The sequence below is a fragment of the Microbulbifer mixtoriginis (SeqCode) genome (assembly GCF_052468275.1).
Map to the genome: position 1 here is coordinate 2519725 of NZ_CP174341.1, position 26521 is coordinate 2546245.

The 26521-nt window shown below is 44.4% G+C and carries 23 protein-coding genes and 2 pseudogenes; 13 read left to right on the forward strand and 12 right to left on the reverse strand.

Annotation, left to right across the window (positions count from 1 at the left end):
- The first annotated feature begins 4 nt into the window (after window positions 1-4).
- The 3 genes from ACJJIC_RS11190 to ACJJIC_RS11200 all read left to right on the forward strand — a co-directional run bounded on the left by ACJJIC_RS11190 (window position 5) and on the right by ACJJIC_RS11200 (window position 6355).
- On the forward strand, window positions 5-799 hold the full coding sequence (locus tag ACJJIC_RS11190; protein ID WP_444898505.1) for a class I SAM-dependent methyltransferase: 795 nt from the start codon (window positions 5-7) through the stop codon (window positions 797-799).
- A 501-nt stretch (window positions 800-1300) separates the two neighbouring features.
- Window positions 1301-3517, forward strand: coding sequence for a M3 family metallopeptidase (locus tag ACJJIC_RS11195; protein WP_445356931.1), 2217 nt, complete (start codon window positions 1301-1303; stop codon window positions 3515-3517).
- A gap of 612 nt (window positions 3518-4129) precedes the next feature.
- A complete protein-coding gene (locus tag ACJJIC_RS11200; protein WP_444898503.1) occupies window positions 4130-6355 on the forward strand; it encodes a M12 family metallopeptidase in 2226 nt (741 codons plus the stop codon).
- Between the two features lie 190 nt (window positions 6356-6545).
- On the opposite strand, the gene ybiA is transcribed toward ACJJIC_RS11200, so the two are convergent.
- Window positions 6546-7103 carry a riboflavin biosynthesis intermediates N-glycosidase gene (gene ybiA / locus ACJJIC_RS11205; protein ID WP_444904452.1) on the reverse strand — a complete coding sequence of 186 codons (558 nt, stop codon included), beginning with the start codon at window positions 7101-7103 and terminating at the stop codon, window positions 6546-6548.
- 527 nt (window positions 7104-7630) lie between these two features.
- Window positions 7631-7780 carry a hypothetical protein gene (locus ACJJIC_RS11210; RefSeq protein WP_444888684.1) on the reverse strand — a complete coding sequence of 50 codons (150 nt, stop codon included), beginning with the start codon at window positions 7778-7780 and terminating at the stop codon, window positions 7631-7633.
- Between the two features lie 644 nt (window positions 7781-8424).
- On the opposite strand from ACJJIC_RS11210, the gene ACJJIC_RS11215 reads away from it, so the two are divergent.
- Entirely contained in the window at window positions 8425-10314 is a 1890-nt protein-coding gene (locus ACJJIC_RS11215) for a phosphatidylinositol-specific phospholipase C domain-containing protein (RefSeq protein ID WP_445356932.1), read from the forward strand.
- 360 nt (window positions 10315-10674) lie between these two features.
- On the opposite strand, the gene ACJJIC_RS11220 is transcribed toward ACJJIC_RS11215, so the two are convergent.
- From ACJJIC_RS11220 to ACJJIC_RS11240, 5 genes are all read right to left on the reverse strand, one after another.
- Complete coding sequence (locus ACJJIC_RS11220) at window positions 10675-12330, reverse strand: amidohydrolase (protein WP_445356933.1); 1656 nt, start codon at window positions 12328-12330, stop codon at window positions 10675-10677.
- 110 nt (window positions 12331-12440) lie between these two features.
- Window positions 12441-13502 (reverse strand): PQQ-dependent sugar dehydrogenase, encoded by a 1062-nt coding sequence (locus ACJJIC_RS11225; RefSeq protein ID WP_444898499.1) that lies wholly within the window; start codon window positions 13500-13502, stop codon window positions 12441-12443.
- 1009 nt (window positions 13503-14511) lie between these two features.
- Complete coding sequence (locus ACJJIC_RS11230) at window positions 14512-14913, reverse strand: hypothetical protein (protein WP_444885330.1); 402 nt, start codon at window positions 14911-14913, stop codon at window positions 14512-14514.
- Window positions 14914-16078: 1165 nt separating this feature from the next.
- Complete coding sequence (locus tag ACJJIC_RS11235) at window positions 16079-16495, reverse strand: DUF805 domain-containing protein (RefSeq protein ID WP_444885329.1); 417 nt, start codon at window positions 16493-16495, stop codon at window positions 16079-16081.
- A 28-nt stretch (window positions 16496-16523) separates the two neighbouring features.
- Window positions 16524-17990: an MltF family protein gene (locus ACJJIC_RS11240; RefSeq protein WP_445356934.1), complete on the reverse strand. Its 1467-nt coding sequence runs from the start codon at window positions 17988-17990 to the stop codon at window positions 16524-16526.
- 149 nt (window positions 17991-18139) lie between these two features.
- Here ACJJIC_RS11240 and ACJJIC_RS11245 point away from each other — a divergent pair, with 149 nt between their 5' ends.
- From ACJJIC_RS11245 to ACJJIC_RS11280, 8 genes are all read left to right on the forward strand, one after another.
- Complete coding sequence (locus ACJJIC_RS11245; RefSeq protein ID WP_252085480.1) at window positions 18140-18454, forward strand: hypothetical protein; 315 nt, start codon at window positions 18140-18142, stop codon at window positions 18452-18454.
- A gap of 99 nt (window positions 18455-18553) precedes the next feature.
- Window positions 18554-18823 (forward strand): hypothetical protein, encoded by a 270-nt coding sequence (locus ACJJIC_RS11250; RefSeq protein ID WP_152453976.1) that lies wholly within the window; start codon window positions 18554-18556, stop codon window positions 18821-18823.
- A 59-nt stretch (window positions 18824-18882) separates the two neighbouring features.
- A complete protein-coding gene (locus ACJJIC_RS11255) occupies window positions 18883-19107 on the forward strand; it encodes a hypothetical protein (protein WP_444888690.1) in 225 nt (74 codons plus the stop codon).
- Window positions 19108-19131: 24 nt separating this feature from the next.
- Window positions 19132-19329 (forward strand): hypothetical protein, encoded by a 198-nt coding sequence (locus ACJJIC_RS11260; protein WP_152453974.1) that lies wholly within the window; start codon window positions 19132-19134, stop codon window positions 19327-19329.
- Window positions 19330-19333: 4 nt separating this feature from the next.
- The gene (locus ACJJIC_RS11265; protein ID WP_252085482.1) at window positions 19334-19585 is read left to right on the forward strand and encodes a hypothetical protein; all 252 of its coding nucleotides are present in this window, start codon (window positions 19334-19336) and stop codon (window positions 19583-19585) included.
- Between the two features lie 12 nt (window positions 19586-19597).
- Window positions 19598-19834, forward strand: coding sequence for a hypothetical protein (locus ACJJIC_RS11270; RefSeq protein ID WP_444885327.1), 237 nt, complete (start codon window positions 19598-19600; stop codon window positions 19832-19834).
- Window positions 19827-20132: a hypothetical protein gene (locus ACJJIC_RS11275; RefSeq protein WP_252085484.1), complete on the forward strand. Its 306-nt coding sequence runs from the start codon at window positions 19827-19829 to the stop codon at window positions 20130-20132. Before ACJJIC_RS11270 ends, ACJJIC_RS11275 begins: the two co-directional genes overlap by 8 nt.
- A gap of 515 nt (window positions 20133-20647) precedes the next feature.
- Window positions 20648-21415 (forward strand): hypothetical protein, encoded by a 768-nt coding sequence (locus ACJJIC_RS11280; protein ID WP_445356935.1) that lies wholly within the window; start codon window positions 20648-20650, stop codon window positions 21413-21415.
- A 94-nt stretch (window positions 21416-21509) separates the two neighbouring features.
- Here the strand turns inward: ACJJIC_RS11280 and ACJJIC_RS11285 are convergent.
- The 4 genes and pseudogenes from ACJJIC_RS11285 to ACJJIC_RS11300 form a co-directional block, all read right to left on the reverse strand.
- Window positions 21510-21740, reverse strand: a pseudogene (locus ACJJIC_RS11285) (IS481 family transposase); the annotation flags it as partial.
- 124 nt (window positions 21741-21864) lie between these two features.
- Window positions 21865-22787 (reverse strand): annotated as a pseudogene (locus tag ACJJIC_RS11290) (ADP-ribosylglycohydrolase family protein).
- 67 nt (window positions 22788-22854) lie between these two features.
- Complete coding sequence (locus ACJJIC_RS11295; protein ID WP_444909919.1) at window positions 22855-23157, reverse strand: NrtR DNA-binding winged helix domain-containing protein; 303 nt, start codon at window positions 23155-23157, stop codon at window positions 22855-22857.
- Between the two features lie 14 nt (window positions 23158-23171).
- Complete coding sequence (locus ACJJIC_RS11300) at window positions 23172-23567, reverse strand: NUDIX domain-containing protein (protein ID WP_444909918.1); 396 nt, start codon at window positions 23565-23567, stop codon at window positions 23172-23174.
- Between the two features lie 120 nt (window positions 23568-23687).
- On the opposite strand from ACJJIC_RS11300, the gene ACJJIC_RS11305 reads away from it, so the two are divergent.
- Window positions 23688-23894: a DUF2905 domain-containing protein gene (locus ACJJIC_RS11305; protein WP_252085488.1), complete on the forward strand. Its 207-nt coding sequence runs from the start codon at window positions 23688-23690 to the stop codon at window positions 23892-23894.
- 258 nt (window positions 23895-24152) lie between these two features.
- Here the strand turns inward: ACJJIC_RS11305 and ACJJIC_RS11310 are convergent, their stop codons facing one another.
- Window positions 24153-26324 (reverse strand): TonB-dependent hemoglobin/transferrin/lactoferrin family receptor, encoded by a 2172-nt coding sequence (locus ACJJIC_RS11310; RefSeq protein WP_445356937.1) that lies wholly within the window; start codon window positions 26322-26324, stop codon window positions 24153-24155.
- Window positions 26325-26521 lie beyond the last annotated feature (197 nt).

A 26521-nucleotide genomic window follows, 5' to 3' on the forward strand; every position in this document is an offset into this window, starting at 1 on the left:
TTCCATGAAAGAAAATACAGATTTTTTTGTCAGTAAATCCTTGGCCTCCTGGGATGAGGCTGGGCCTGTTCACTGGGAATTCAGCAAGCGGCTACTTGAGAAAGTCTCCGAGTCTAATTTTAATGCCTTAGAGCAAGACTTTGATGGCATGTTGGATGGGTTTGATCTTTCCGGAAAGTCAGTGGTTCAAATTTGCTGCAATAATGCGAAAGATTTAATCTCCATCAAAAAGAAAGGCGCCGGGCTCTGTGTGGGGATTGATGGATCCCAAGCTTTTGTCGATCAAGCTCGGCTTTTGGTAAATGCCTCAAGGTGTTCGGATGTAGAAATCGTATGCTCTAACATCTATGAGCTGCCTGATGAGTATATCGGCCGTTTTGACTTTGCGGTTATCACTATTGGCGTACTTAATTGGATGCCGGATCTAAAGCAGTTTATGAGAATTTGTACTTCCTTGCTGAAGCCGGGTGGTTATCTTTTAATGGAAGAAATACATCCGGTTCTAAATATGTATGAGGAAGGTAATCCCTCACACATTGCCATGTCTTATTTCAATCGCGAGCCGCAAAAGGATGATCAAGGTTTGGGCTATTTGGATGGTAGAAAATATCAGGCTAAAGAAAATTATAATTTTCATCACACCTTGTCAGATATTTTGATGGCGGCAATTGAAAGTAATCTATCTCTAAAGAAGTTTGTTGAACTCGGGAAGAATGTGGGTAATTGGTGTGGAGATTTGGAAAGCTCTGAATGTGTTCCGCCAATGGCAATGCTGGCTTGTTGGAAAAAGGACTTATAGATTTTGACGTTCACCAAGGTCCTAAGCTATAGAGCCAGTAGAAATAGGCTAAGAAAAGAGGCCTGCCATTAAATTTGAGTCTTAAATTCCTTAATTTTCGTATTTATACGGACAATATTTCTTCCAGCAGTGATACCTCAATATTTTAGAGGGCGTGCCACTGTTGTCTACTTGGTGTTCTGTAGATTTCTTGGGCAGCAGCATCTGTATTGAGATCGCCCAATTTGCTTTATTGAGAGGCTAAATGAGCCACATTGGCTAATTATTCGAATGATTTATAAGTTCAAATGAAATCACTTAATAAATCGTTATCAAGATAAAGTATACTCTTTATGCCCATGGTGGCGCCGGTAGTCCAAAGGGGGAGGTTGTCGCACAAATCACTCACTTAGCCGCAGTTTCAGACTGCTGAGACGGTAGAATTGGCCGGCATAGGCCAAGAGAGGGTAGAATCCCGCTCTTAAAACTATTAAAAGACCCTTTTTTACGAGGAGATAGCAAATGCGTCAGACAATGATCGCACTAGCCGTAGCCGCATCCCTGGCGGTTGTGGGCGGTTGTGGTGAAAAGGCAAAACAGGCTGAGGTAGCTAAAGACACTGTGAAAGCCGAAGAGTCCATGGCTGTAACTCCAGAGCACGCCAGTAACATGCTGCTGGCAGAGTGGACTGGTCCCTTTGGTGGTGTACCTGCGTTTGACAAGATGAAGCTGGAAGATCTCAAGCCCGCAATTGAAAAAGGTATTGAGATAAGCCTTACCGAGCTAGGTGCGATCGCTTCAGATTCCGCTAAGCCAACCTTTGCTAACACCATTGTGCCGATGGAGCGCAGTGGCGCCGAGCTAAGCCGCGCAACGGCTTACTATGGAATCTGGGCTGCGAATATGTCTTCACCAGAGTTCCGCAAAGTTCAGCAAGAGCTGGCACCGATCTGGGCTGATTACGAGTCCAAAATTTATCAGAACAAAGACTTGTTTAAGCGCATCAAGGCGATCTACGACCAGCGCAACGCGATGGACCTGGATGCTGAACAGAAGCGTGTGGTTGAGCTGATCTATACCCAGTTCTCTACCAATGGTGCGACCCTGGAAGGTAAGGCCAAGGAGCGCTATGCGGAAATCAACAAGCGCCTGGCTGAACTTTATACCAAGTTCTCCAACAATGTACTGGCAGATGAGGAAGGCTACGATATCTTCCTGAGCAAAGATCAGTTGAGCGGCCTGCCGGAATCCTTCGTTGCAGCGGCGGCAGCACTGGCGGAAGAGAAGGGCGAGAAGGGTAAGTACGCAATAACCAATTCCCGCTCCTCTATGGATCCATTCCTGACTTACTCCGATGATCGCGAGCTGCGCAAGCAAGTATGGACCAACTACTACAGCCGTGGGGACAATGGCGATGAGCACGATAACAACGCCATCATCGCTGAAATCCTGAAGCTGCGTGATGAGCGCGTAGGCCTGCAGGGCTTCGATAACTACGCTGAATGGCGCCTGCAAGACCGTATGGCTAAAAATCCTGAGCGGGCCATGGACCTGATGGAAGCGGTATGGCCCGCAGCAGTTGCCCGCGTAAAAGAAGAAGTAGCTGATATGCAGGCGGTGGCGGATGCCGAGAAAGCCAATATCACTATTGAGCCCTGGGACTATCGTTACTACGCCGAGAAGGTTCGCAAGGCCAAGTACGACTTGAACTCCGATGAAGTGAAGCAGTACCTGCAGCTAGATAACCTGCGTGAAGCTATGTTCTACGTAGCTGGTGAGTTGTTCAACTTCAAATTCACCCCGGTGAAAGAAGGTTCCGTACCGGTATTCCACGAAGATGTTAAAGTTTGGGAAGTCACTGACAAGACCAGTGGTGACCATATCGGCCTCTGGTACCTGGACCCATTTGCCCGCGCTGGCAAGCGTTCCGGTGCCTGGGCAACCATGTATCGTGACCACTCCACCTTTGATGGCAAGAAGAACGTCCTGTCTTCTAACAACTCCAACTTTATCAAGGGTGCGCCGGGTGAGCCTGTGCTGGTGAGCTGGGACGATGCCGAGACCTTCTTCCACGAGTTTGGCCACGCACTGCACTTCCTTGCTTCTAACGTGACTTACCCGACCCTGAACAGCGGTGTTCGCGACTACACCGAGTTCCAATCCCAGCTGCTGGAGCGTTGGTTGTCTACCGATGCGGTTATCGATAACTATCTGGTGCACTACAAGACTGGTGAGCCTATTCCTGCGGATCTGGTGAAGAAGATTAAGAAAGCCGCCAAGTTCAACTCTGGTTTTGCCACCACTGAGTACCTGGCCTCTGCGCTGATTGATATGAAGTTCCACACTGCTGATCCCGAGGGTATCGACCCAGATAAGTTTGAGCGTGAAACTCTGGATAAGCTGGGCATGCCGAAAGAGCTGGTCATGCGTCACCGCACCCCGCACTTTGGCCATATCTTCTCTGGTGAAGGTTATGCAGCTAGCTACTACGGTTACATGTGGGCCGACGTGCTGACTTCCGACGCCTCTGAGGCCTTCTCCGAGTCTAAAGGTGGCTTCTACGACAAAGAGGTAGCAGCCAAGTTGGTGAAACACCTGTTTGCACCGCGTAATGCTGTAGACCCCGCTGATGCTTATCGTGCTTTCCGTGGTCGTGATGCCAATATCGAAGCGTTGATGCGCGATCGTGGCTTCCCGATCCCGGAGAAGAAAGAGAGTACGGTTGCCTCCAAGAACTAGTTTATTGATTTAATAAATTGTTCATGAAAAAGTCGCATCTTTGGATGCGGCTTTTTTTGTTTAAGTGGTCTTTGAGTTAAGAAGTGCTCGAGAATAAAAATTTATTAACCATATGTTTGCGGCATATGCAATCTGCATTGTAAAAATTTCCTATTCAATATTGGTCTCGTGATCCCCTCATTGGCTGGTAAGTAGATACCCAGAAGTTATTTCTAGGACGAATTTTCAATACTGGGCAAGGTCTTCATTTATAAAAGTAAGTCCCTAGCTATATCTGCTGCCCTCTATTTTTAGCGGAATCAGATAGCTGGTTCTTATGTTCCATTTCTGATTGGTCGTTGTTTTTTTGTTTTGTTATTTGTTAAAAAAAATTTAACTAAAAATATTAGGTTGCTTGTTGAAGTGTTCTTCTCTTTTTCTGCCCTTGTGCTTATAAATTAGCAATAAATATCCTATCGACCTTAAATTTCAACGGCTGTATTCTTGCCCGCGTCGACATGCCCATTGATATTTTATTATTTTGACTTATATCAATTGGTTTTGTCGCCTTTCAAAATCTTAAACACCAGATTAGGTTACAAATCCGTGAATTTTCAGAGAAGGAACATGAAAATGAAAAAGTTAACCGGTGCAGTGCTGGGGGTTACCACAAGCTTGGCCATATTAAGTCAATTGACACTGGCATCAGGCCAGGCAGTGGCTAATAGCATTCCAAACTTTACCGAGAATGAATTTGCACAACTGGAAGAGCAATTCTCCTCAAGGAAGGTGATGGTTGATGGCAAACTCTATCAGTTAACTGGGGATATGCTGGAGCTGGTTCCACAGGAATCCGGGCAGGTCAGTATAATGTCAGCCTTTGAGTTGTCAGTAAATAAGTGGCCTGAAGGTGTTGTCTATTATGATTTTCATGAAGACGTAACAGAAGAAAACCGCCAGCGATTCGTTGATGCTACCAAGGTTTGGGAAGAGGTCGCAGATTTACATTTTAAATTGCGCAAAGACCAAACCAATTATATCTACGTGCGAAATGGCAGTGAAAATCGATCTATGGTTGGAATGTCTGGTGGCGGGCAGTTTTTCAGTATGAAAGACTGGAGTATGAAATATATTATTGTTCATGAGCTGGGTCATGCCATCGGCATGAGACATGAGCAGCAGCGTTCTGATCGGGATCAATATGTGATGATCCTGGAAGACAATATAAAGCCAGCGTATATCTACAATTTTGATGTTCGCCAATCACACAACTACAGCGAATACGACTTCCTGTCAGTCATGCACTATCCCTCCCGCGCATATAGTGCTAATGGGAGTGCGACAATTGTCCCCAAAAAAGGCTATGAGAAATATGATGGCATTGTAGGGCAGCGCGTCGACCTCGGAGCAGGTGATCAGGTAGGGGCGGCTTCTCACTATGGTACTGTGAATATCAACATTCCTGATTCGGCATTTAAATCTTATTTGCTTGCTTATTTTGATGCCGATAATAATGGTGAAATCAGTAGTTTAGAGGCGGCGAAGGTTGAGGAAATTCATACCCCTGGAAACGGTGAAATTCAATCTTTGCAAGGTATACATCTTTTTCGATATCTAAAACATCTTACTGTTGCCAGTGAAAATCTAACCGAGGTTCCTGAGCTACCCAAGCGCTTGGAGTCTATGAATTTCTCTGGCAACCATTTGGATTCCGTTCAATTTGAGTGGGTAATGGATAAGCCTTTCCTAAAAGAGGTAGATTTCACCAATAATTTATTGGATGTTTATTCCTGTGAAATGCTCACTTTTATCAATGGTGTGATCGAGGGCGGTAATATCCAATACAGCCCGGTTAAGGGTGGTGAAACATTTATTTGTGATGAAGAGGCGGAGCGAACACTTATTTCTGGCAAACCAAGGGTCGACTTACGGGGGAAAGATGGCAAGCTATTTCACATTGGTGTCCCTGAAAATGCTCAAAAACTGACTATTCAAACAGAAGAGTCGGAAATAGGCGGTGAGATGAATGTATATGTGGCTCATAACCGCCTACCCGATACCACAGATTTTGACTACAAGTCTGAAAATGCCGGTAATATCGAAAACATACAGATCATCTCGCCTCAGTCAGGCCGTTGGCATGTATTGCTCACACCGGTAGAGCGTTCATTTGAAGGCGTGGATCTAACCGCGACTCTGGATTTGGGAGGTGAGCCTGGCAACCAGCTAGTCAACCTTCAGGAAATAGGTGGGTTGGCTGCCAGCAAGGGGGAGGCCTTGTATTTCACCATGAACGTTCCCCAAAATGCTAAAGATCTACAGTTTGCCATGAATGGCGGCAGTGGTGATGCAGATCTCTATGTGCGTTTTGGTGAGAAGCCAACGGAATCTGTCTACGACTATCGTCCCTATATAAGTGGTAATGACGAAACTGCTTCAATTGCTAATCCGAAAGCGGGTGTGTGGCATATTATGCTATTGGGCTATGCGGATTTTGAGCAAGTCACTTTAATGGGCTCCTTCAAAACGTCTACCCCAGAAGAGTTTCTCGTAGCTGGCGAGACCATCGCCGACTTGGATGGCAAAGCGGGTGATGCGCTTACTTTTAAAGTTCAAGTGCCAGAGGGCGTAGCCAAACTCTCTATTGCCACCGGGACTTCATTTATCGCTTCTCTTGGTGATGCAGATTTGTATATAAAGTACGGTGAGGAGGCTTCTGTGAGCAACGCGGATTTCACTTCAGAAAACTGGACCAGTCATGAGTCTATAAATGTGAATGCGCCCCAAGCAGGTGTCTGGTATGTCACCGTTTATGGCTACACTGATTTTGAAAATCTCTGGTTAAGTGTTGATTATTAATGGCTAGGTAATTTATTGATTTTGGGTGATGGGTTGATTTAAATTTAAATCAACCCATTGCCTGCTTTGCTTTTAAAAAATTGATCAAGTGCAATATTTTGTGTGTGTGCTTGATTCAGTGAAAGCTATTTAGGGAAGGTTGGGTCATATTTTATTGGCGATATTGGTTGAAACTACTTAGGGCTTCATCCTAGGAGGGGTTAAAGCTCAGTTGATCTCTCACTTCCATAAGTGCAAAGCCCATAAGGTTAAGGCCTGCCCAGCTTCTTGGGTCTTGTATTGTCGAGCTATCCTGCGCTTGACCTACCCCCCAAATTTTATCAACGGGGCTAGCCTCCACCAGAATCCTATCCTTTGTATTGAGCAGAAATCTCTTCAGGTCATTATTTTGGGAAAACTTAGCAAGGTTACCATTAACGACAATCTCAAATCGTTTTTTTATCCAGATATCATGGTTAAAACCAACAACCTGCCGGCCTAATTCCTTGGCTTTACCTGGGTGATCTGAGGTTAGAATCTTTTCACAGGCCTTGTGGTCCTTAAAAAGTTTGGCCTTGTGGTACATCATGTAGTGTTCAGCGGTAATAAAATGATACCCATCTTCCTCGAATTTGGTGTCATACCACTGGCTAAGACAGCTCTTTGAGATCTGGTTATCTATTTCTTGATGCCCCCAAAAAAAGACATACTTAACTTTATTTCCTTTGTCTACGAAGTCGATAAGTTGATCTCTTGACCTTATATTCATTTTTCATCCATTTAAAGATTGTTTTGGTGTAAAACTCTTTGTTCGGAGAGTTTGTTACTGAAAAGCTATAGATCCACTTTTAATGGAACATTATAGATATAATTGGGGTCGCTGGAGCTCCAGATCACATACTTTTAGTATGAGTTTAGATAAGTATCTGGGGATTTATGCAGAGAATATAACTCTTAGCTAATTATAATTATTGCTGAGATTCTTTCTCTCCTTCAATCCAAGTTTGCAAAACCTATATCTGCCAGATTTCTTGTGAGTCAATTTCAACAATTCATAACTCGAAAGATAAAATCGGAAAACTTTCTGGGCGGTAGGTCGCCTATGATTTCTTCCTGATGGCTGGCATAGGCTGCATTCAGGGGAAAAAGTCTCAGAGCCATTACTTCTATGGTACGCCAGCCTCTAGTGGGGGTACTCAGGTGGTCAAGACGGGTTACTATTGTATGGAGGCAATCAGGGGGAGCTGCAGGAAGCGGATAATATCTCCACCTCAACCACCTGCGCTGGCGATATCCTTACTGACTTTTCTTTTTATCCAGGGTCTCAAGAACCTTGAGTACGATGTGGTTGGCTCTACAGCCAATTTCATGTTCGTTTGCCTGAAAATTGTTATCAATGGCCAGCTTTAGTAGCGATAACAGTTTTCTCTCTGGGTAGAGCTGCAACCCTTTCTCCTATCAGTAGTCGTGATAGTATTCCAGAAGCGCCTCGCCACGCCTGCCCAGGGCACCATCGGTAGATAATTTAATACTGCGTATGTAGTGTTGCGCATCAAAGTTGATACTAAGAATTTTGTTCTTAAATAATATTTTTTAGAAAATAGATTGCTAAAATGAATCTTAAATATAGGAAAAGTTACTAAGGGGCAATTTTTTGACTTGGCTAGTAGTTTGTTTTGCCATTTGAGTGCAGCACAAAGCTAGTATGAGCGCTCAGATCCACTGAAGGTCAACATGGTTAGATGAAAGGAAATAAGCTCAGGTCTTTCGTGTCATTATTTTAAGTCCGATATCATCATAATTACATCGCACTTCTTACTTGCATGTCACTTGCGGTTAAATGTTGACGCTTATTGTTATGTTGTGGCGTGACACATCATTAATGTTTCCAAGGTGGCTAACTAAGGTATTTATTCGCATCGTATTTTAGCACGCTGGGCGAGAATATGTAAATAAGCTCCCTAATGTTGTGAATTTTTTGAGGATCTTACATATTCTTATTTGGCATGGTTGAAAAGTATTTGTAAATGGCGACAATATTTTGTGATTGAAATAAAATTTTTTTTTAGATTAATATAAAGCCGAATAAAATGAAAAAAATAATTTACTTTCCCTTGCTAGCTCTTTCTCTGGCTGCAAATGCTGAATTCTATGATCCTATTGATGTGGATACTTTTATAGTATCAGATACCTATAAAAAATTGAGATTACAAAGAGATTTCAATTTAAAGACTCCATTTTCGCAGCAAAGTTTTTGGGGGTCGCACAATACTTACAATACTTACTCTCATAATTACCCATGGCCTAACCAGGGTATCAGTATATATGATCAGTTGCGAATGGGGGCTCAATTCATTGAACTTGATTTGAGTTACGAAAGGAGTGGAATTCGACTATGCCATGCAGTTTGTGGGACTGTTGATCAGAGTTTGAGCGATGGCCTTTTAGAAGTAAAAAATTTTCTTGATAACCCGTCTTTTAAGAATCAAGTTGTTATTATCTACTTGGAAGATAGAAATAATAATGTAGGTTATAGTGATAACGCAAGTGCTGAGCTGTTGGATACAATTAACAATACGATTGGAGATTATGTCTATAAAAGCAATGGCATTGGTAGTATTCCGAAGAATTTAACTCCGCAAAATGTTTTGGCTCAAGGCAAACGCGTGGTTATTTATAAAGATCGTGATGTTAGTGTTAACGGTACATTAAATAACATGCTGTTTACTGGCTTGGGGCATATTGGTAGGAGTGCAGAATCAATTGCTAATGATTTTATTCCTCCCCAGAACCCATGGGAGAGTTTTAAGGATTTTGACTTCGATAAAATCCAAAATATTCACAGAAGTAACCAAGCTAATCTAGTTAATCTTGACCATATTGGTGGAGAGTACAATGACCTTGCCGCAATGGTTTGGAGTTGGGATCCGCTAATGAGAGGAAATGCAACTGGTGATAGTTACTTGAGGGCTATTGCTTCTGATGGTGTTTACCTCAATTCTGGCTGGAATGTCAGTGGTAATACATCTGAAAAGGCGCGATTTGCTTGTACAGATGGGAATACCTGGAGGATTACAGCTGGGGAGAACACATTTAATACAGGCGAGACGACCTGTCAGAATGAATTTAATGAGGGATATCACTTTGCGTATCCGAGAAACGCCTATGAAAATCAGCAATTAATAAATGCAATTACGGAATTGTTTCCCGATAGTACTTCTCTGATTGTTTATGACAACCAGCATAAGACTGGCGAGTCAAAGGTCATCAATGTTGAGGGTAGTTTTGGAGGAACCATAAATTTGAGTGAAGACTGGCATGACCGAATAAGCTCTCTGGTGGTTCCGAGTTGCTGTTACATAACAGCATGGACTGAAGAAGATCAAGGTGGGATTCCACAATTTTTCTACGGAGGAACATATAATACTATTTCGAATGGTTTTGATAATGCAATCAAGAGTTTTGCCATTTCTGAGAGGGGGCCTAGCGATCCCTACCGTCCACCGGTAAAAGTGTGGTTAGCATTGACTGTGGGGGACAATCAAACTACCACTACTACCACTACTACCACTACTACCACACAGGCTTTTTGCGGCCAATCTGAATTGCCAGTATCAGATAGCCTGCCAGCAGAACATACAAATTTTTACAATGGTGAAACTCTGCTAGCCACTAATAAGGCTCGCCTTGAATTTAGTGGTGGGGAATTGAATTACTATGTGTGTGAAAAAAGAGTATGGACTTCTCCCAATTGGAGGCCTACTAATGACTCTCCAAGGGTGGTTTTCCAGGGGGACGGACACCTTGTAATTTATGGTTCATTAGAGGGTGGATTCCATCATCCCGTTTGGGGGTCGGGGACACATGGTAAAGGTGTTACCGCGCTTCGTATAGACGAAAACTGTAAGCTTGTATTTGAGGATTCTAGCGGCGTAGTTAAAAAAATATTAGTTGATGGGTCATCTAACTGTTCTAAATGATCGGCAACGAGTCGCTCTTAATTGCAATGATAAGATTGAGGGTCCTTGTTGCTTCAATTTAATCGAATAAATCTTAGTGCAAGTATTTCTTCTATAAAGTTGAGGCATATTTTCCTTGCTTTAGATAAAAGCTGATAAATTTGCAGCTTATCGATGCACAACTTAGATCGCTCAGACTAGTCTGAGCGATCTGTTTGTGAAAAAGTAAATAGGGAGCTAGCAAGTCCTTGTAACTATTTACTATGAACTAAGATCTGCCCTTTAATACGATATCTGTAGAGTCGCGCCTTTAAATTTACGGATCCGAATCCTGCAGTGGGTATTCGTTGACCACTCAGGGCAGGAGAAGTGTAGACAAGCCTATAAAAATGTATTCTGGTAAACCCTTTCCCCCTCAACCCAGGTCTCCATTACTTTTACTTTCCAGATTTCCTGAGGGTCAATCTTAAAGATATTTTTATCCAATAAAATAAAGTCTGCAAATTTCCCTGCTTCAAGACTGCCAATCATTTTCTCTTGGTGGCCGGCATAGGCTGCATCCAGGGTAAATGCGCGTAGGGCTTGCTCCAGCGTCATTGCTTCTTCGGTGCGCCAGCCTTTGCTGGGGTTACCCTGGCGGTCGCGGCGGGTGGCTGCGGCATGAAGGCCAAACAAAGGGTTGGCGGGTTCAACCGGGAAGTCGGAGCCAGCTGCTATTGGTGTGCCCTGGTTGAGAAGTGTTTGCCAGGCGTAGGCGCCGATCAGGCGTTTATCACCAAGGCGGTCACCCGCCATATTTTTGTCGCTGGTGGCGTGGGTGGGCTGCATGGAGGCAATCAGGTTGAGCTGTGCGAAGCGGGGAATATCCTTTACCTCTATAACCTGTGCGTGCTCTACACGGTGGCGATACTCTTGCTGGCTTTTCTTTTTATCCAGGGCCTCAAGATGGTTGAGTACGATATGATTGGCTCTATCGCCAATCGCATGTACGTTCACCTGGAAATTGTTATCCGTGGCCAGTTTCAGTAGCGATAACATTTTGCTCTCTGGGTAGAGCAGCAACCCCTTCTCCTGTGGGCGGTCGTGATAGGGTTCCAGAAGCGCTGCGCCACGGCTGCCCAGGGCACCATCGGCAGATAATTTAATGCTGCGCATATAGAGTCGCGTTTCTGGGCTGCCGATATGGCCAGCCTTCAGCAACTTGATATAGTTGTGGCTGTCCACCGATAACATTGGATAAACCCGCATAGGAATGGCGTTTTCCTTGGCTAATTCTCGGTAGGCAGTGAGGGTTTGTTCGTTGATACCCGCATCGTGCACACTGGTCAATCCCAGAGAAAGTGCCGTAGTAAAGGCGTTTTGCAGGGACTTTTTTTCCTGGGCTAGGGTGGGGGAAGGTACTGCCTGTTGTAGCAGGCTCATGGCGTTGTCAATTAAGATCCCAGTGGGTTCCCCTTCGCTATCCCGCAGAATCTCTCCGCCCTCAGGGGCCTGCGTGCTCTTATCGATTCCGGCAAGATGCAGGGCTTTGGAGTTTGCCCAGCCTGCGTGGCCATCTACCCGCCGCAACCAGATGGGATGATCAATCTCCAGAGCGTCCAGTTGCTCTCGACTAGGGAACTGTTTACCGGGCCAGATGACTTGGTTCCAACCGCGGCCAAGCAGCCACTGGCCTGGTTCCAGTCTTTCGGCTTGGTGTTTTATCGCCGCAAGGGAATCCTCCAGAGAGTGGTCGCGCAGATCCAGTAACTCATTAAGTTGCCCAAGGCCCAGCATATGTCCGTGAGCATCAATCAGGCCGGGCAATAAGGTCTTGCCCTTGGCATCTATCCGTTCAGCATCTGAATACTTTTCATCCAGCTCAGTAAAATTACCAGTCTCCAGCACCTTGCCCTGGTCGAAGGCCATGGCATTGAACTGAATTAACGCTTTATCCGTGGTTTGGTATCCTGAAAAGTTATGGATGAGTGTCACTGCCTGGGAGCTGATAGAAGTGGCGGCAAGTAGTGTCGCCGCCAAAGTTTGGGCTAGACGCATATTGGAATGCCTTGTTGTTTTCGTTATTGGCCATTCTATGGTGGCTTCATGCCCCCTGAAAAGTAGATTAAATGGCCACTGGGTTAATGAGTGTGGGAGTAGGGGGCTTCTTACTGATCGGGTTCTATACGAAGTAAATGGCCCTGGGGTCCATCGGTGATGATGTAGAGATTGCCGTCTGCTCCGATTTCAGCGTCTCGAACCCGCTCACCGATGACAATTCTTTTCTCAATATTCAGCGGATCCCCTTGCGGATTGATTACCCTCAGGTCTTGGGTGACCAAACCAGCAGAAAGGAGGTGACCACGCCACTGTGGAAATGCTGTGCCAGTATAAATGGTGAGGCCGCCGGGGGCATGGGTATCAATCCAGGCAAGGAAAGGAGAGGTAAATTCCGGGCTGGCAATTTTGAAAGAGATATTGGATCCATCCCGATAATCCCTACCAAAGGTCACTCTAGGCCAACCGTAGTTAGCGCCCTTTTGGACTTGGTTTAATTCGTCTCCAGCTGCAGGGCCGTGCTCTGAGGACCAGACAACCTGGCTTTCAGGGTCGATAGCAAGCCCCTGAGGGTTGCGGTGGCCAAAACTCCAAATCTCTGGGAGGGCGCCTTTGGTATTTACAAAGGGGTTGTCATCAGGTACTGAACCATCGGGGCTAATACGGATTATTGAGCCAAAATGTGTTTGTAGATTTTGTCCCTGCTCACGGGCAAAGATGTCGAGAAAATCCTGTGGGGGATTGCCGCCGTCCCCAATACTGGCCAGAAGGGTACCGTCAGGGAGAAAGGCAAATCTCGAACCAAAATGTGAGCTATTCTTTTTACCCTGAGCTGCCTTGAATATCTCTTGAAAGTCCACCAGCTGGCCACTTTGCCACCTTCCTTTACCAATAGTTAGGCGGTTACTTTCAGTATTGCCACTAGCGTAACTAAAATAAAGTAGCTGGTCTTTGTCAAAGTTTGGGCTGGCAATTACATCCAGAAGCCCTCCTTGCCCCTCAAAGAAAACCTGCGCTGGAAAATCAATAGCTTCGGAAAGGGTATTGTTGCTTATGGTGCGTAACTTACCATCTCGCTGAGTGATGATTAGAGTGCCATCAGGGAGCAAGGCTATACCCCATGGATATGGAATAGGGCCTGTCACCTTACTAATCTTAATTTTGTCTATCACGGGGATCGCGCCCCGGGAAAGAAAAGTATCAGCAGAGCTTACACCAGAGATGATTGTGCAAGTGAACGCTAATAATGTTGTATAAAAAGAAACCCTTCTCACTTTAGGCGACCCCTGGGGTAGGTGGGTGTGCCGAACAGTATAACAATAGGGCTATTGACAACAATATCGATTTGCCTAGTGCAATGAGCACTACGCATTGCATGAAGAGTCTCTTTCTTAGTGGTACCTAGTCTATACTGAACTATTTTTTATTTTGTAAAAATTCAATAGTGAAGTAATCAACCGTTTCAGCCTATCAGCTAAAAGTAGTAGGAGAATAGTTTACCCAAGATTTTTTAGGTTTTTCCGCTTTCTACTTATATCGAGATTGTGATAATGGTAGTGAAATTAGTTGATGTGGCGCCAAAATACTTTTGACTTGTGGGAGTAGATGGGTGTCAATGAATAGCAGATAACGGGGGGGATAGCAGCTATTTTGGTGAAAAAAATAGCTAAGGGGGGTAGTTGTTCAGGATATGTAATTGGAATTTATAGACTTTATGGTTAAGCAGTATTTTAATTGAGCGTGGTATGTAATACCTATGTTAATGCTATGGCCTTCATTTTAGGGTTTAAGATCTACATTGACAGGCCTTAATAGTCAAGCAGGCTATAGCAACTCTTAAAGAGTTCTTCTCAAGAAAATCTGATGTTTCAGCGGATTCTACCCCAGCCTCATTGAGGCTAAACAAAGAAGTTAACTCCCTTCTGTTTGAAAGCAAGCATACATGTACTCCATGTATCAACCAAGGAGAAATGACTACCGGCACAGGCTAGAGTTAAAGAAAGCTTGTTGCTTTTCCTTTCATTGGTGAATAGCTGTTACTCAGGCGACTAATAATTTAGTTTTACGCAGGATAATAAGCCATATCTACTGGTTCGGGTTGTTATTTGCTGAGATAGAAATAACGTGTTAAGCAGCTCTTTATATTTTTATTTCAAACAAAACTATTTTAATACTTTTGTCTTAGTGACGATTATTGTGTTTAGCAGTTGCTTTTATATTTGCCACTTGCCTTACCCCAAGCCCGAATCTTTTGGCAACTGCTGATCGAGATTCACCAAAGTGCAAAGCTTGTAAAATCTCACGATTACGTGCCTGAATGTCGATTTGTCGTGATGTGGGTAAGGTGAGATAGGTACCGCCATAGATGTCACTAAGGGTTTGCAAGGATTGGATGGGTAGTATATCTATCAGCTTGCTTCTCTCTGGATATTTAGGGATATAAACATCCTGCCCTCCAAAAGAAGCTATCAGTATAAGCATATCGCTATAGCCAATTAGCTCGATAAGCTCTTGCATCAGATCTGGTAGCTTCTTGTGATCAATCTCCACACTATAAAAGCGGTTTTGGTTCCCTTGCTGCATTTTGTCATCCTTGTCAGATATAACATGCAACGAGAGTACGATTAACGATATACCCTGGCGTAGAGTGAAATGGTTCCCAATGCGTTATGGTGTGGCTTTGTGCTCTTTTGATTTTTTTAGGGATGGATGAAAGTGAAAAAAGATTTTATGATGAATGGAAAGGTAGTATTTACAAGTTGTGGGAAAAAGTAACACCGGAGTTTGCAGTATCCGGGGTTGAATTTTGATTTTTTGATCTTTGTAGATATTTAGGAAATATATGTGGGCCCAAAGGCATTGACCTGCTAGCCGATAGCCAAATACTTTAATTCATCGTTCTACGGTGGCTCGTTGTTAATGATGAATGTTGACATTTTCAATAAATGTCAATGATTTAATACTTCTTGGTTGGGTGGGATTAATCATTGGTTGATCTCTACTTGAACTTTTCTTCTTTTAAGGGGCGTTCTATGAGGCAAGCTATCTTGAAATGATTGTCTGGGAGAGGAGCTGATAAAAGTTAGTAGCCGTTTAAAATCAAGTTGATGCAGCTATCAGAGGAGTAATGTTTGCCCATACTCCTAGGAGTCAATCCTTTGGTGCTTTATGCTCTTTAGCTGTAATTTATAGGTAGGGCGATACTAAAAGATGAAAGAGAATGTTCACTTTAGAGAATAGTGGTTAGTTTATTGGGTGAGGGGTGGCATTCAAGAGTTGAATACACATGCCTCACGCCCTTCTATCATTCTATGGGAAGAGAAGTCTATATAGGTGCTTGAGGCTTCTTTGCTCCCTATCTTCTTTGCGGTACAGACTTTACTTTACAGCTTATGAGGATGCTCTATTTGTCTTTATTTGATTAAAAGAGGTAAATAGAAAGTAAGAGTATAAAAATTTATTTTTGAATTGTGATGTAATTCACTTGCTGTGTAAGTGAATTACATTGACGTGTAGAGTTTATATCTTAAAAATTGGCTCCATGTAGGACCTTAATAATGCTTGTGGGGTGTTGTTGCTCTAAGAATTTATTAGTTTTTTCTTAGAGGAGTCAGTGTTTTTAAATAAGTTTTTTTAAACTGGCTGAAATTATTTTTAATTAGGAGGGTGGTTGTCTGGATATGATAGGTGGCACTGTATGGTAATGTTTGATGTAAGTGCGCCCAGCGGATGGCCAGGCGCTATTTTCCTACTGAGTGTCAGGTCTGTTGTACAAGGTGTCTTCAGGTTCTAGCAACTTTTCGCTGTTTGAATTCCTGGCTGCATTGGGGGCAAAAAATAACTCTGCGCAAACCCATATTGCTCCAATGCCTGGTATGGCAACGATCAACATACGACGGGGTAGCCCGGAACTGCGAAGGCGTTTGCTGCATACTGTTAGCGAAACCCAGATTATGCTTAGCTGAACCGGGACACTGACTACCGCCATAAATATTTCTGCAGTTTTCCAAATTCCATCGCTGAAATTAAAATTGCCATATTCCAATATTAGCCCAGTAATAAACTGAATGCAGAGCACCGGTATTATAAAAAGCAGCCAGAACTGTCGCCGCGTTACGTTACCATCAAAGTTGAAATAAAAATCCAGATAGTCTTGATCCCTCATGAGCATTTCCTCATCTGATTGTCAGAGCTTATATGGTGTGGTTCCGAGGTGATGTATTATCATCGGGAATTGCTTCACTGTTTTTCTTAAGGCTCTCAAGTTGGGATCGATAAGCGGCTTCTCTCTGAAATATTTTGCGCACATAATGGCGGGTTTCCGTGCCGCGGCAATAGCCATATTTTACCTCTGGACTATTGTAGAACTCTGCTTTTTGCAAGAGTACGATGTAATCTTCAACTCCTTTGCTGTTGCTGGTTGAGAACCATTGGTTAGGGTTCACCCCATCCTGCAGTGCTAGTCGGCGGGCATCTAAGACGTGTCCTGCACCTGCGTTATAGGAGGCAAAAGTAAAGGCCATGGCATCCCTTTTCGGTAAATTCATCCAACGTTGATATTGATTCAGATTGTACTTGGAGCCACCTTGGATATTTTGTGCCGGGTTAAAGTTATCCTTTACTCCCATTTCATTGGCAGTTTCAGGCATTAACTGCATTAGCCCCTGTGCCCCGGCGCGGGATATGGCATTAGGCCTAAAGTTGGATTCTGTAGATGCTTGTGCGGCGAGCCATACCCAATCGAAAGGTTCAATTGCATAGCGTTTAAAGAGCTTGTCCCAGGGACTTAGCGTGCTGTTGGGTAGGATATATTCTTGTTGGTAGCCTATTCTTAGCTTGTTCGGTTGGCTCAGAAATTTCTGGAGTATTGTCTGGGCCTCAGCACTTTTCAGCCAACTGTTGAGGTCGTCGAGGAGAGAGGTATCATTATCCTTAGTTAAAGCAAAAGCAACCTTTCGATTTTCCCCAAATACCAGCGAGGTATCTAAGTTATTTCTGTAACCATTACTTCCATTCACGATATGTTCATCGGCGATAGTGAAATCTATTTCCCCCATGCTAACGGCATCAATGAGTTCAAGAATTGATACTGCTTTATCCGCAAAACCAATTCTGATTGCTGTCATGTTTTTTGCGTTTCCGGGATAGGTCAGGGGAATTTCTTGAGATAGGGCTTTCTCCTCTATTTCTTCAAGATAGGCGCTATCTTGATGAATAGTGAGTGTTTTTCCTTTTAGATCCTTGAATACTGCTAAAGCTTTTTTTTTGCGCTGTACGAGTACCTCCCGTGTTTCAAATAATGTGTGACTAAACGTTATTTGTTTTTCCCGTTTGCGGGTGTGAGTAAGATCTGCAGCTGCTATATCTACGTTTCCTTCTTTCACTAAAGTTAAAATTTTTTTAATCGATGACACTTTTTTGAATTCAATATTTACGCCCAGGTGCTCTGCATAGGCTTGTAGTAAATCGCATTCCAGCCCGGCAGGCTGACCACGATGATAATAACAGCCCACCCCATCCATTCGTGTGGCGACAGTTAACGTATCTATTGCTAGGATACTGTTGAGTCGATTCTTCGGGATCTTGCAGGCATAGATAATGACTCCTGAGAGGATCATTGCTGAGAGAAGGAAAATCCAACTTTTATTGAATGACTTCATGATAGCTCCTTGACTTGGTTTAAATCTTGGAGCCTATCGATGTCTCGCTAAGCCAAAAGGAGGAAGCAATTCCCGATTAACTGGTTATAAATCGCGGTTTAGAGTGATCGGGCTACATACCTAGCAACCCTCTAAGAGAAGGAAAAAACATGTCTGATGAAACTGATAGCAACTTGGAAGGAATTGATCCCTCGCCTTACCGGGATCGGCTCGACCCCAAAGTATCTGATGAAACCACTTCAAGTGCTGCGAAAAGCCTAAATCTAGATGGATTGCGCGATCTGTCTGCACTTTCCAAATTACAGGTACGTGAATTTACTCATACCAGTTCTACCCAGATGCAGGCCACATCCAATGCCATGACACAAATGGCTGCGGCTGGCGCCACTGCGGTAAATGCTATTTTGGGTAATGGTAGTAAAGGGGAGGGGCAGAAAGATACTGCACAGCTATCTAATCGCTGATGGAGAAAAGTTTCCCGATTATCAGTGATTGGGATTTTCCGTACAGTGATATAGCCCAATAACTGGGTTGATTAATTAACTGATTGAAAGGAAAAAATTATGTCTGATGAAACCAATACTGTAGACGGTATTCAACCTTCCCCTTATCGCGATCGTGTTGACCCTAAAGTCTCTGACCAGACAACCAGTTCTTCAGCACAAAGCCTGAATCTGGATGGTCTACGTGACCTGTCTGCGCTCTCCAAGCTGCAGGTTCGTGAGTTTACTCACACAGGTGCAACACAAATGCAAGCAACCTCCAATGCTATGACGCAAATGGCGGCGGCAGGTGCAAAGGCCGTAAATTACATCATGGATGGCGGTAAGTAAGGTTTTTGACCTTCAAGGGGTAGCGGTTTATCGCTACCCCTTAATAAAAGGAGCAAGTTATGAGAGATACTTTCCGAGATCGCCTGGCGACTAAAGTGGTTGATCAGATGGCAACTTCTTCAGCACTTAGCCTTCATCTAGATGGTCTGCGCGATTTGTCTGCACTATCTAAACTACAAGTACGTGAATTTACCCATACCGGCGCAACTCAAATGCAGGCAACAGCAAATTCAATCCTGCAAATGTCGGCAGTTGGGGCGCGCACATTTAAAGATACCTTCTAATTTACTGTCTGAAAGGATGAACAGATGGCAAAGGATGATGATACACCAACGCTTAGGGAGCTCTCCGCAGGGAAGGGGAGGCTGATTGATGTGATGTCTAGTGCTTACTTGCAGCGTTCCATCAATAGCGCTGTGGAAACTACGCTGCAAGATCAAGTTAATGCGCGCAACCAGCGTATGTTGTTGATGACTAAACAGCTAAATAAAATAGTTGATTTGTAATTTTATGAAAGACGAGGGGGGGGCGGCAAAAGAAGGGAAGCGTATGTCTTCCTCTTTTTTGGTTCAAAGTGCAGCCGATCATGTAAGGGATACAGCCTTGCAAACCTCTACAGTTGCCGGGAAAGCTTTTCAGAAATGGTTGACCCAACCATTCAACCTCATCTTCCTGCTGATAATCATCGTTGCACATATACAGTTGATCGTGGCTGTGATTCAGAGTTTCTTGATGCTGTTGCTTTCGATGTTCATGCGTTAAGGATTTCAACTTATGCCTAATACAAAACCTACAAGAGAAAGTTACCTCCCTCCGGATTTTGAAGAGCAGCTGGATAAACTGATTAGCAGTCAAGGCACTGATGTTGACTTGGGTGAAGAACTACAGCAGTCAATCATGGCTATCTGCCGAGAAGTTAACGATGCATTGACAAAATCCTTTTCGGATATATCAACTACAGGCTTTGAGATGGATGACCAAATAAAGGGGCAAGGAGAAGATAATGAGTAATCAGACTAAAAATACTTTTCAGCCGGATGTGAGTAATATTTCCAAGCAAATTGTGAGAAACGCGGTAGAGCTACAAGGAATTCACATTTTACAAGGAAAATCTGACTCGTTAAGGGATGAAAGACTTAGCAATATCATGTTAAAAAATAGTGTGATGATGAAGTGGCTTCAGAATCCATCCAATACCAGCTATAAGGAAGTATTAAGTGGTATAGGTGTCAACTCACTAAAAGACGATGTCAGAGAAGCTTATCAGTATGCTCTTGAAATGGTCCATCAAAAGAGTGATAAAAGTTAATATAGCGCTCTATTTGACCTTTAGTGACTAGAGGGCAATAACTCCTGGGGTTTCCTGGAGAGACCGGGGAGAGAAAATGCAGCAGGAGCTTGCTGCAATGCAGCCAGATTATGATTTTGCGGTTTTTATCGGCCGCTTCCAGCCATTTCATTTCGGCCATTTGGCTGTGATTTAAGGTCGCTTACAAGAAACTAAATTTTTATATATTGAGATAATTATAGTTCTCTAGAAAAAATTTCCAGAAATTTAGATGGCGGCGATTGATTGGATAGATGGCTTGGTTAATCTTTTTTTCTACGCCGATCGTTAACGGCTTCTCCAATGCTTGATCTATTCACCATGAAATAAATGTATATGTAATCAAGCTAAGGATTAAGATACAAAGTAAATGCCAAGAGTATACAAAAAGGAGAAACATAAAGACAAAAAACCTTTCTAGTTAGCCCTAGACTTCTGTTAGCTATGTCAATGTAGCTTATTGAACACTCTGTAATTTTTTAAGATAGGAATTAATGATGCCAGTAACACAACTTAGCCAATTACCTAATGCTCGCGCAATTTGGAGTGCAATAGATCAGTACAATATTTATGTGGTCGCCACAATGAGCGATGCTTTCGCACAAATACCGGACACTGGAGCCGACTTTCAAATGCCACCTCCGATACTTATGTATCATGAAGGAGACATGTGTGCACTTCTTATAATGGGAGAAAGGCATGGCGCACAATCTCAGGATATAAGAGCAGCTGCAAAAAATACTGCAACTGCAATTTTAAATATTCCCGACACGATGATAGCAGTTGAAGAACCTATTGAAGTTAATGATAGGCTCTATTCCAATGGTGGGGCCCAGAAACAATTATCATTAATTGGTGATCAAAACCTACTTACATACGACCCCTCTTTGAGAGGTGCAATTAGCGCCGAGCTTGCTGATCAAGGCTATCGTCTAAATACTGATGCTCAGCCCTATCGTTTTTCTGCAGAACAAGGAAGGCGTTATGATCCTAGATATGGACAAAATGGAAATGCGCCATTGATAAACAACCAAATGGCCACTTCTTTAAGCACCTATGCTAACACGGGGGCACTCATAGCTTATCCAGTTGGACCCGACCATCTAAGGTTTGGGCCCGCTGCCTACGTCAGAAATGAGAATGAAACTTTACAAGGTCAACTCCTAGCAAAAAATTGGACGGTACTTGAAATTTCAGAACCTCCTCGTGGCGGTAACGGTAACGGTAACGGTAACGGTAACGGTAACGGTAACGCTCAAAATTGACAGATAAATAAACATATCAAATTATTAATCTGTTGTAGTTCAGACTTGATCTGACAGTCACCGGTTTTTCAGAAGGTGCTCTGTCAGGTCAAATTCAGTTTACGAGCTCCTCCTTCCAGATACTTTTACCCTCTTCAAAGGTTGCTATCGGTGTGCGACCACAACACTTTTTACCCTGATGAGTTCGATCATTACTGTAATATACGAGCCATTCGTCTAGATCCTTTTGTAGGTCTTCTATTGATCCATAGTTCTTTCGTCGCAACGATGGTTGGTAAAACTCTTATAATATAGTTTTATGGAAGCGCTCACGATGGCCAGCTGTTGGTCGACCAGGATTTTGAGGCCGTCCGCTTACTGGCAGAAATGCCCACACAGGAGGGGATGCTGGCAACAGCTATCTGAGCTCTTCTTATTACATCGCGTTCAAGAGCCGGCTTATACCGGCTTTACCATTCATTGGCGACTGATAGCCCAACCTTATAGAGATCTTCTGCCAAGGTGTGAATTTCTTCCGACAAAGAGATTTGCTGGGCCCATTCCTCAGGTATTCCAGAAACTCCATAGTAAGCTCCGGCTATTTGTCCGCAAATGGCTGCTGTTGTATCAGCATCGTTGCCAATATTGGCTGCCAAAAGAATGGCTTCCCGAAAACTATTGGTATTGAAAAAACACCAAAGCGCCGATATTAGGGGCTCGATAACGTAACCACTTCCGGTTAACTCTTCATAGTGCTGGTCTAGAAATTGCCCACTGGCAATGGTTTTTACTTTTTCATTAGTTGGAGTTTGTTCGATAGAAGCGAGAAGCTCATTTTTATTGATGCCAATAAATATGGAAAGTATAAGATTACAGAGGAGTCGGCAGCTTTCGATGCATTCGTCCGAGCCATGAGTGGTTCTGGAGCTTTTCCCTGCGAAATAAATGGCATCCGAAGCTGTTGAAGAAAAAAATATGGGAATAGGCGCTAAGCGCATGAGTGAACCATTACCTGACGAGCGTGTAGATGTTGAACCACTAAAAGGATCACCTGTTTGCAGATATCGATTTAATGCGGATAAAACTGTTGAACCAATATCGAAGCACTCACCCGTAGAGCTCATATACCCATACTGGTACCAGTTACAGTAACGATTCATCTGATCAGTCGCACTGAAGCCTTTTTTCTGGAGTAAACTGTGGGCCAGGCAGAGCGCCATGGAGGTATCATCGGTCCATGCCCCTTTTTTAATCCAAATGGGCCTCCACCTTCCATGTCTGATAAAGGAGTGAATTCCCCTTTGTACTTAAACTCCAACGTGGTGCCCACAGCATCACTGCATGCGAGTCCGACTAAACAGCCTTTTACCTTGTCTAGCGTTTCAATATTCACCTAGAAAATCCTTCTTATACCTGCTTGAGAGTGATTGCTAAATAAAATTAGGGACAATGGGGCAGGGCTATTGCTCCAGATTCCGCACAAAAGTATGTTTCCCTGAACCTGGACGCAAACTGTACAACGCGGCCGGGCGACCTCGCTCAGTACGTTTTTCACCGGTATCTATCAGAAGATCTGCCTGATCAATCCTTCTGCGAAAAGACTTTTTCTGTAGAGGCTTGCCGATAATGACTTCGTGCACCTGTTGAAGCTCGGGTAGAGTGAATTTTCTGGGCAGCGCGTAGGCTGGGATAATACTGTAAAGAGCCTTTTGAATAAGACGCTCATGTGCCCTATTAATAATTTTGAGATGGTCAAAGGCCAAGTTTATTTTCTTAACTATTCGATAGGCAGCCAGGCGATATCGGAGATGGTTTCTAATTCGCTTTCACAGGCCTGATGAGCGATCAGAGCCGTGTAACATATGGTTACAGACCAGCCCCGCTGATCTCTGGAGCCGCCACCAAAGGTAGCTAGCTGCTCAACATAAGGGGGAACAACTCCGGTTTTCTCCTTGAGCTTTCGGGTGACCGTATCCTCTAGGGTCTTATCTTCGCTCTCGGAAATGAAACCTCCCGGCAGCGCCCATTTTCCCTGTTCGGGATGATTGGAGCGCTCTACCAGCAAAACTTTGAGTTGACTATCTTGATAAGTAAACAAGACGGCATCTACGGTAACTAGAGGGGCTTCAAAGTTGCCCTTGTCGTAGGCGGCAAGGAATTCTTTCTCGTTCATTGCCTCACTAAGTGTCAGTTGGTCACTTATGGTAGCTGCCTAATCCTGCGTGCTCAAGGGGGTTAGTGGGGTAAACAAATTCTTCTTGTCAATTGAATAGAGCAAAGTGAGAGGAGAGATATGTCACGCTGGTTGATAATTACTGGATTGGTCCTGATAGTCGTTGGTATAGCGCTGCACTTTGCCCCCTGGCTATTTAACTGGTTTGGCCGGTTGCCGGGGGATATTCGTATTGAATCTAGCCGCACTCGTTTTTATTTTCCAATTGTCTCGATGATTATTGTCAGCCTGATATTAAGCCTCTTAGTTAATTTTTTCCGCAGATAAATATTCTATTGATGCAGCAGAATAAAAAAAGGCCGCATGGGGGCGGCCGCAAGGGACTTATAGGAGAGTATGAGAAAAGGAGGGTGCGTTCTCCGCTAGTCAAAAAAAGGTCGTCCGTGACCTACCTGATTCAGCCTCTGAAATTGCGCAAAAGCGCAGAGTGATTTGTATTTCAGGGGCTTTGCTGGCCGTGACCAGCGACGACGCTTCCTTGCGTCGTATCAATCCGGCTATCCACAAATTAGCCGGATTAATAACTTAGAAATCGTACTTAATGGATGCAGAGAAAGTACGGCCCGGAGCAGAGTTTACGTAGATATCACTGTCTTCATCCCAGCCAGCAACATTTAGGTAGGGCACATACTCCTTGTCGAGCAGGTTGTTGACGGCCAGGTTGAGAGACATCTGCTCCATCAGCTGGTAGCCCAGAGTCCAATCTACAGAGCCATAGCCTGGAGTCCCTGTTTCGCCTTCATTGACATGTTCCATGCGGTCTGCCCAGCGCACTAGTACTTGGCTGGAAAGTTGTGCGCCTGTGTAGCTGGCACCAACGACACCGGAAAGCGGGCTGATACTGGTTAGGTATTCGCCGGTGGTATCGTTTTCACCGCGTTGATAGCTGGCATTAGCAAATAGCTCGAACGCTGGAGATAGGTACCAATTTGCGCTCAGCTCCACTCCTTTGATCGTCACTGAGTCTATGTTTTGGTATTGGTATTGCTCAAACACGTGCGAGAAACTGCCATCGTTGTTGAAGAAAGTTTCGCTGTCTATGAGTTCAGTTTGGAGGAAGTCATCGTACTCGGTAGTGAAGGCGGCAGCGCTGAAGGCAATGGGGCCCAGGTGTCCACGCAGCCCGAGTTCGAAAGAGTCGCTGGTTTCTGGAGACAGATCATCAGCCGGTAATACCTCGTAAGCATAAGTAGAAGTTGGTTGTTTATAGTGCTCGATATATGCCAGATCGTAGGCTGGTACTTTGAAACCCTGGCCGTATTGGATGAAGGCAGACAAGCGAGAGTTGATTTTGTAGAGGGCTCCCAGATTGAAGGAGAGGTTGCTCTCCTCAATCGTGGCAAAAGGAGTACCGTCAGCTTTTTCTGCACCATCGGGGTCCATTTCGTACCAATCGTAGCGTACCCCTGGGGTTACAATCAGCTGTCCATTGGCAAAAGTCATTTCATCGTTCAGGAATAATCCCGCACGGGAGACTGCATTTTCTGGGAACTTTTCTGTTGGGATATTCATTGTGGATGTACCAGCCACTTCGCGGTACTGGAGTAGGGTACGGCGGCTTTCGGTTTTTTCCAGGTCTAGGCCGTATCCCAGCGTGTGGGTCTCGCTCAGAGTCTTGCTGGCATTGGAGAGGAAGCCAATAGTATCTTGGCTATAAAGGCCAGTTTCCCACATATCACGGATTTCAAAAACTCCAAACATTGGGGCATTGACGTCCAGCTGGCCATACTGTTCATCTTGCTGTTCGGATTCGTTTTTATACAGGCTAATATTCAGCTGGTCATAGACTGCACTGGGAGTCTCGCTGTGGTAACGCAGCTGGTAAGCGCGGACCTCTTTATCGGAGATTGATTTTTCCTTGACGACGCTGTAGCCGTAATCGGCCAGCCCGCGGAAGTAGTGAAGCAGGCCGTCGGCGCTGTCGCCGGTGCTTTCCTGATTCCAGTGATCAATGCTGAAACTGACAAAGTCCTCACCACCAAGGTTGTACTTGGCCTTGTAAAGCAGGCTCTTTGACTCAATTTCGAAGGGGGCCTGGCTTTCGTCGAAATTTTGTTGCTCCTCTCCATCGCGGAAGGTGGTATGCAGTAGTTGTTCAAAGTTGCCGGTGCGCAGAGCCAGGGTAGGGGAGATGTGTGATTGAGTGGTAATACCGGTGTATCCGGTTTTGATCGCACCGCCGAATTGCTCTCCGTCCTTTAAGTAGTCGCTGGCATCTTTGGTGGTGAATACCACGATGCCGGCAAGCGCGTCAGAACCGTATAAAGAAGACGCAGCGCCCTTGGCCACCTCTACCTGTTTCAGGGTATCTATTTCAATAAAGCCGCGGCCCACGATGTCATTTTTACCATTGGCTCCATAGCCTTCGTTAACCCGCATACCGTCTTTGATAATCAGTACCCGGTCGCCACCCATGCCGCGTACCAGGATATTTTGTGCACTGCCGGCGGCGCCGGTTACTTCAACTCCGGGCTCGTATTGGAACAGCTGATTCATATCGTTCAGCTGAAGCTGTTCGATGTCCTCATTGGTGACAACAGAAACACTTCCTGCGACATCTTTCAGCGGCTTTTCCGCGCGGCCGCTGACCACAATCAGTTCCAGGTCGCTGTTGGCTTCTGAACCTGAAGTTTCGGCATGCAGGTTAGCGACGGAAGCCAGGCCCAGTATGGCCGCTGCAATTGGGCGAAGTTTCATGGTGTTGTCCTTGAGGTAATTTCTGTACTTCTGCTCTTGTTGGTCGGCAGTGGTTGGTTGCTCACCACTGGCGCCGATTGAGGGGGGATTATAGGGATGATTTTCTTAATGTAAAGCTAAATGCGAATCACTATCAATTAGATTAAATTTGACGTTGATAGGGAGTTCCGTTAGTTTCCGCGGCCATTAATACAGAA

Coding starts and splice junctions, on each gene's coding strand:
- ACJJIC_RS11260 (WP_152453974.1), top strand. CDS start 19,132: ATGGCAAAGGATGATGATACACCAACGCTTAGGGAGCTCTCCGCAGGG.
- ACJJIC_RS11245 (WP_252085480.1), top strand. CDS start 18,140: ATGTCTGATGAAACTGATAGCAACTTGGAAGGAATTGATCCCTCGCCT.
- ACJJIC_RS11300 (WP_444909918.1), bottom strand. CDS start 23,567: ATGAACGAGAAAGAATTCCTTGCCGCCTACGACAAGGGCAACTTTGAA.
- ACJJIC_RS11240 (WP_445356934.1), bottom strand. CDS start 17,990: ATGAAGTCATTCAATAAAAGTTGGATTTTCCTTCTCTCAGCAATGATC.
- ACJJIC_RS11190 (WP_444898505.1), top strand. CDS start 5: ATGAAAGAAAATACAGATTTTTTTGTCAGTAAATCCTTGGCCTCCTGG.
- ACJJIC_RS11235 (WP_444885329.1), bottom strand. CDS start 16,495: ATGAGGGATCAAGACTATCTGGATTTTTATTTCAACTTTGATGGTAAC.
- ACJJIC_RS11270 (WP_444885327.1), top strand. CDS start 19,598: ATGCCTAATACAAAACCTACAAGAGAAAGTTACCTCCCTCCGGATTTT.
- ACJJIC_RS11265 (WP_252085482.1), top strand. CDS start 19,334: ATGAAAGACGAGGGGGGGGCGGCAAAAGAAGGGAAGCGTATGTCTTCC.
- ACJJIC_RS11200 (WP_444898503.1), top strand. CDS start 4,130: ATGAAAAAGTTAACCGGTGCAGTGCTGGGGGTTACCACAAGCTTGGCC.
- ACJJIC_RS11230 (WP_444885330.1), bottom strand. CDS start 14,913: ATGCAGCAAGGGAACCAAAACCGCTTTTATAGTGTGGAGATTGATCAC.
- ACJJIC_RS11275 (WP_252085484.1), top strand. CDS start 19,827: ATGAGTAATCAGACTAAAAATACTTTTCAGCCGGATGTGAGTAATATT.
- ACJJIC_RS11220 (WP_445356933.1), bottom strand. CDS start 12,330: ATGCGTCTAGCCCAAACTTTGGCGGCGACACTACTTGCCGCCACTTCT.
- ACJJIC_RS11280 (WP_445356935.1), top strand. CDS start 20,648: ATGCCAGTAACACAACTTAGCCAATTACCTAATGCTCGCGCAATTTGG.
- ACJJIC_RS11250 (WP_152453976.1), top strand. CDS start 18,554: ATGTCTGATGAAACCAATACTGTAGACGGTATTCAACCTTCCCCTTAT.
- ACJJIC_RS11255 (WP_444888690.1), top strand. CDS start 18,883: ATGAGAGATACTTTCCGAGATCGCCTGGCGACTAAAGTGGTTGATCAG.
- ACJJIC_RS11195 (WP_445356931.1), top strand. CDS start 1,301: ATGCGTCAGACAATGATCGCACTAGCCGTAGCCGCATCCCTGGCGGTT.
- ACJJIC_RS11310 (WP_445356937.1), bottom strand. CDS start 26,324: ATGAAACTTCGCCCAATTGCAGCGGCCATACTGGGCCTGGCTTCCGTC.
- ACJJIC_RS11215 (WP_445356932.1), top strand. CDS start 8,425: ATGAAAAAAATAATTTACTTTCCCTTGCTAGCTCTTTCTCTGGCTGCA.
- ACJJIC_RS11305 (WP_252085488.1), top strand. CDS start 23,688: ATGTCACGCTGGTTGATAATTACTGGATTGGTCCTGATAGTCGTTGGT.
- ybiA (WP_444904452.1), bottom strand. CDS start 7,103: ATGAATATAAGGTCAAGAGATCAACTTATCGACTTCGTAGACAAAGGA.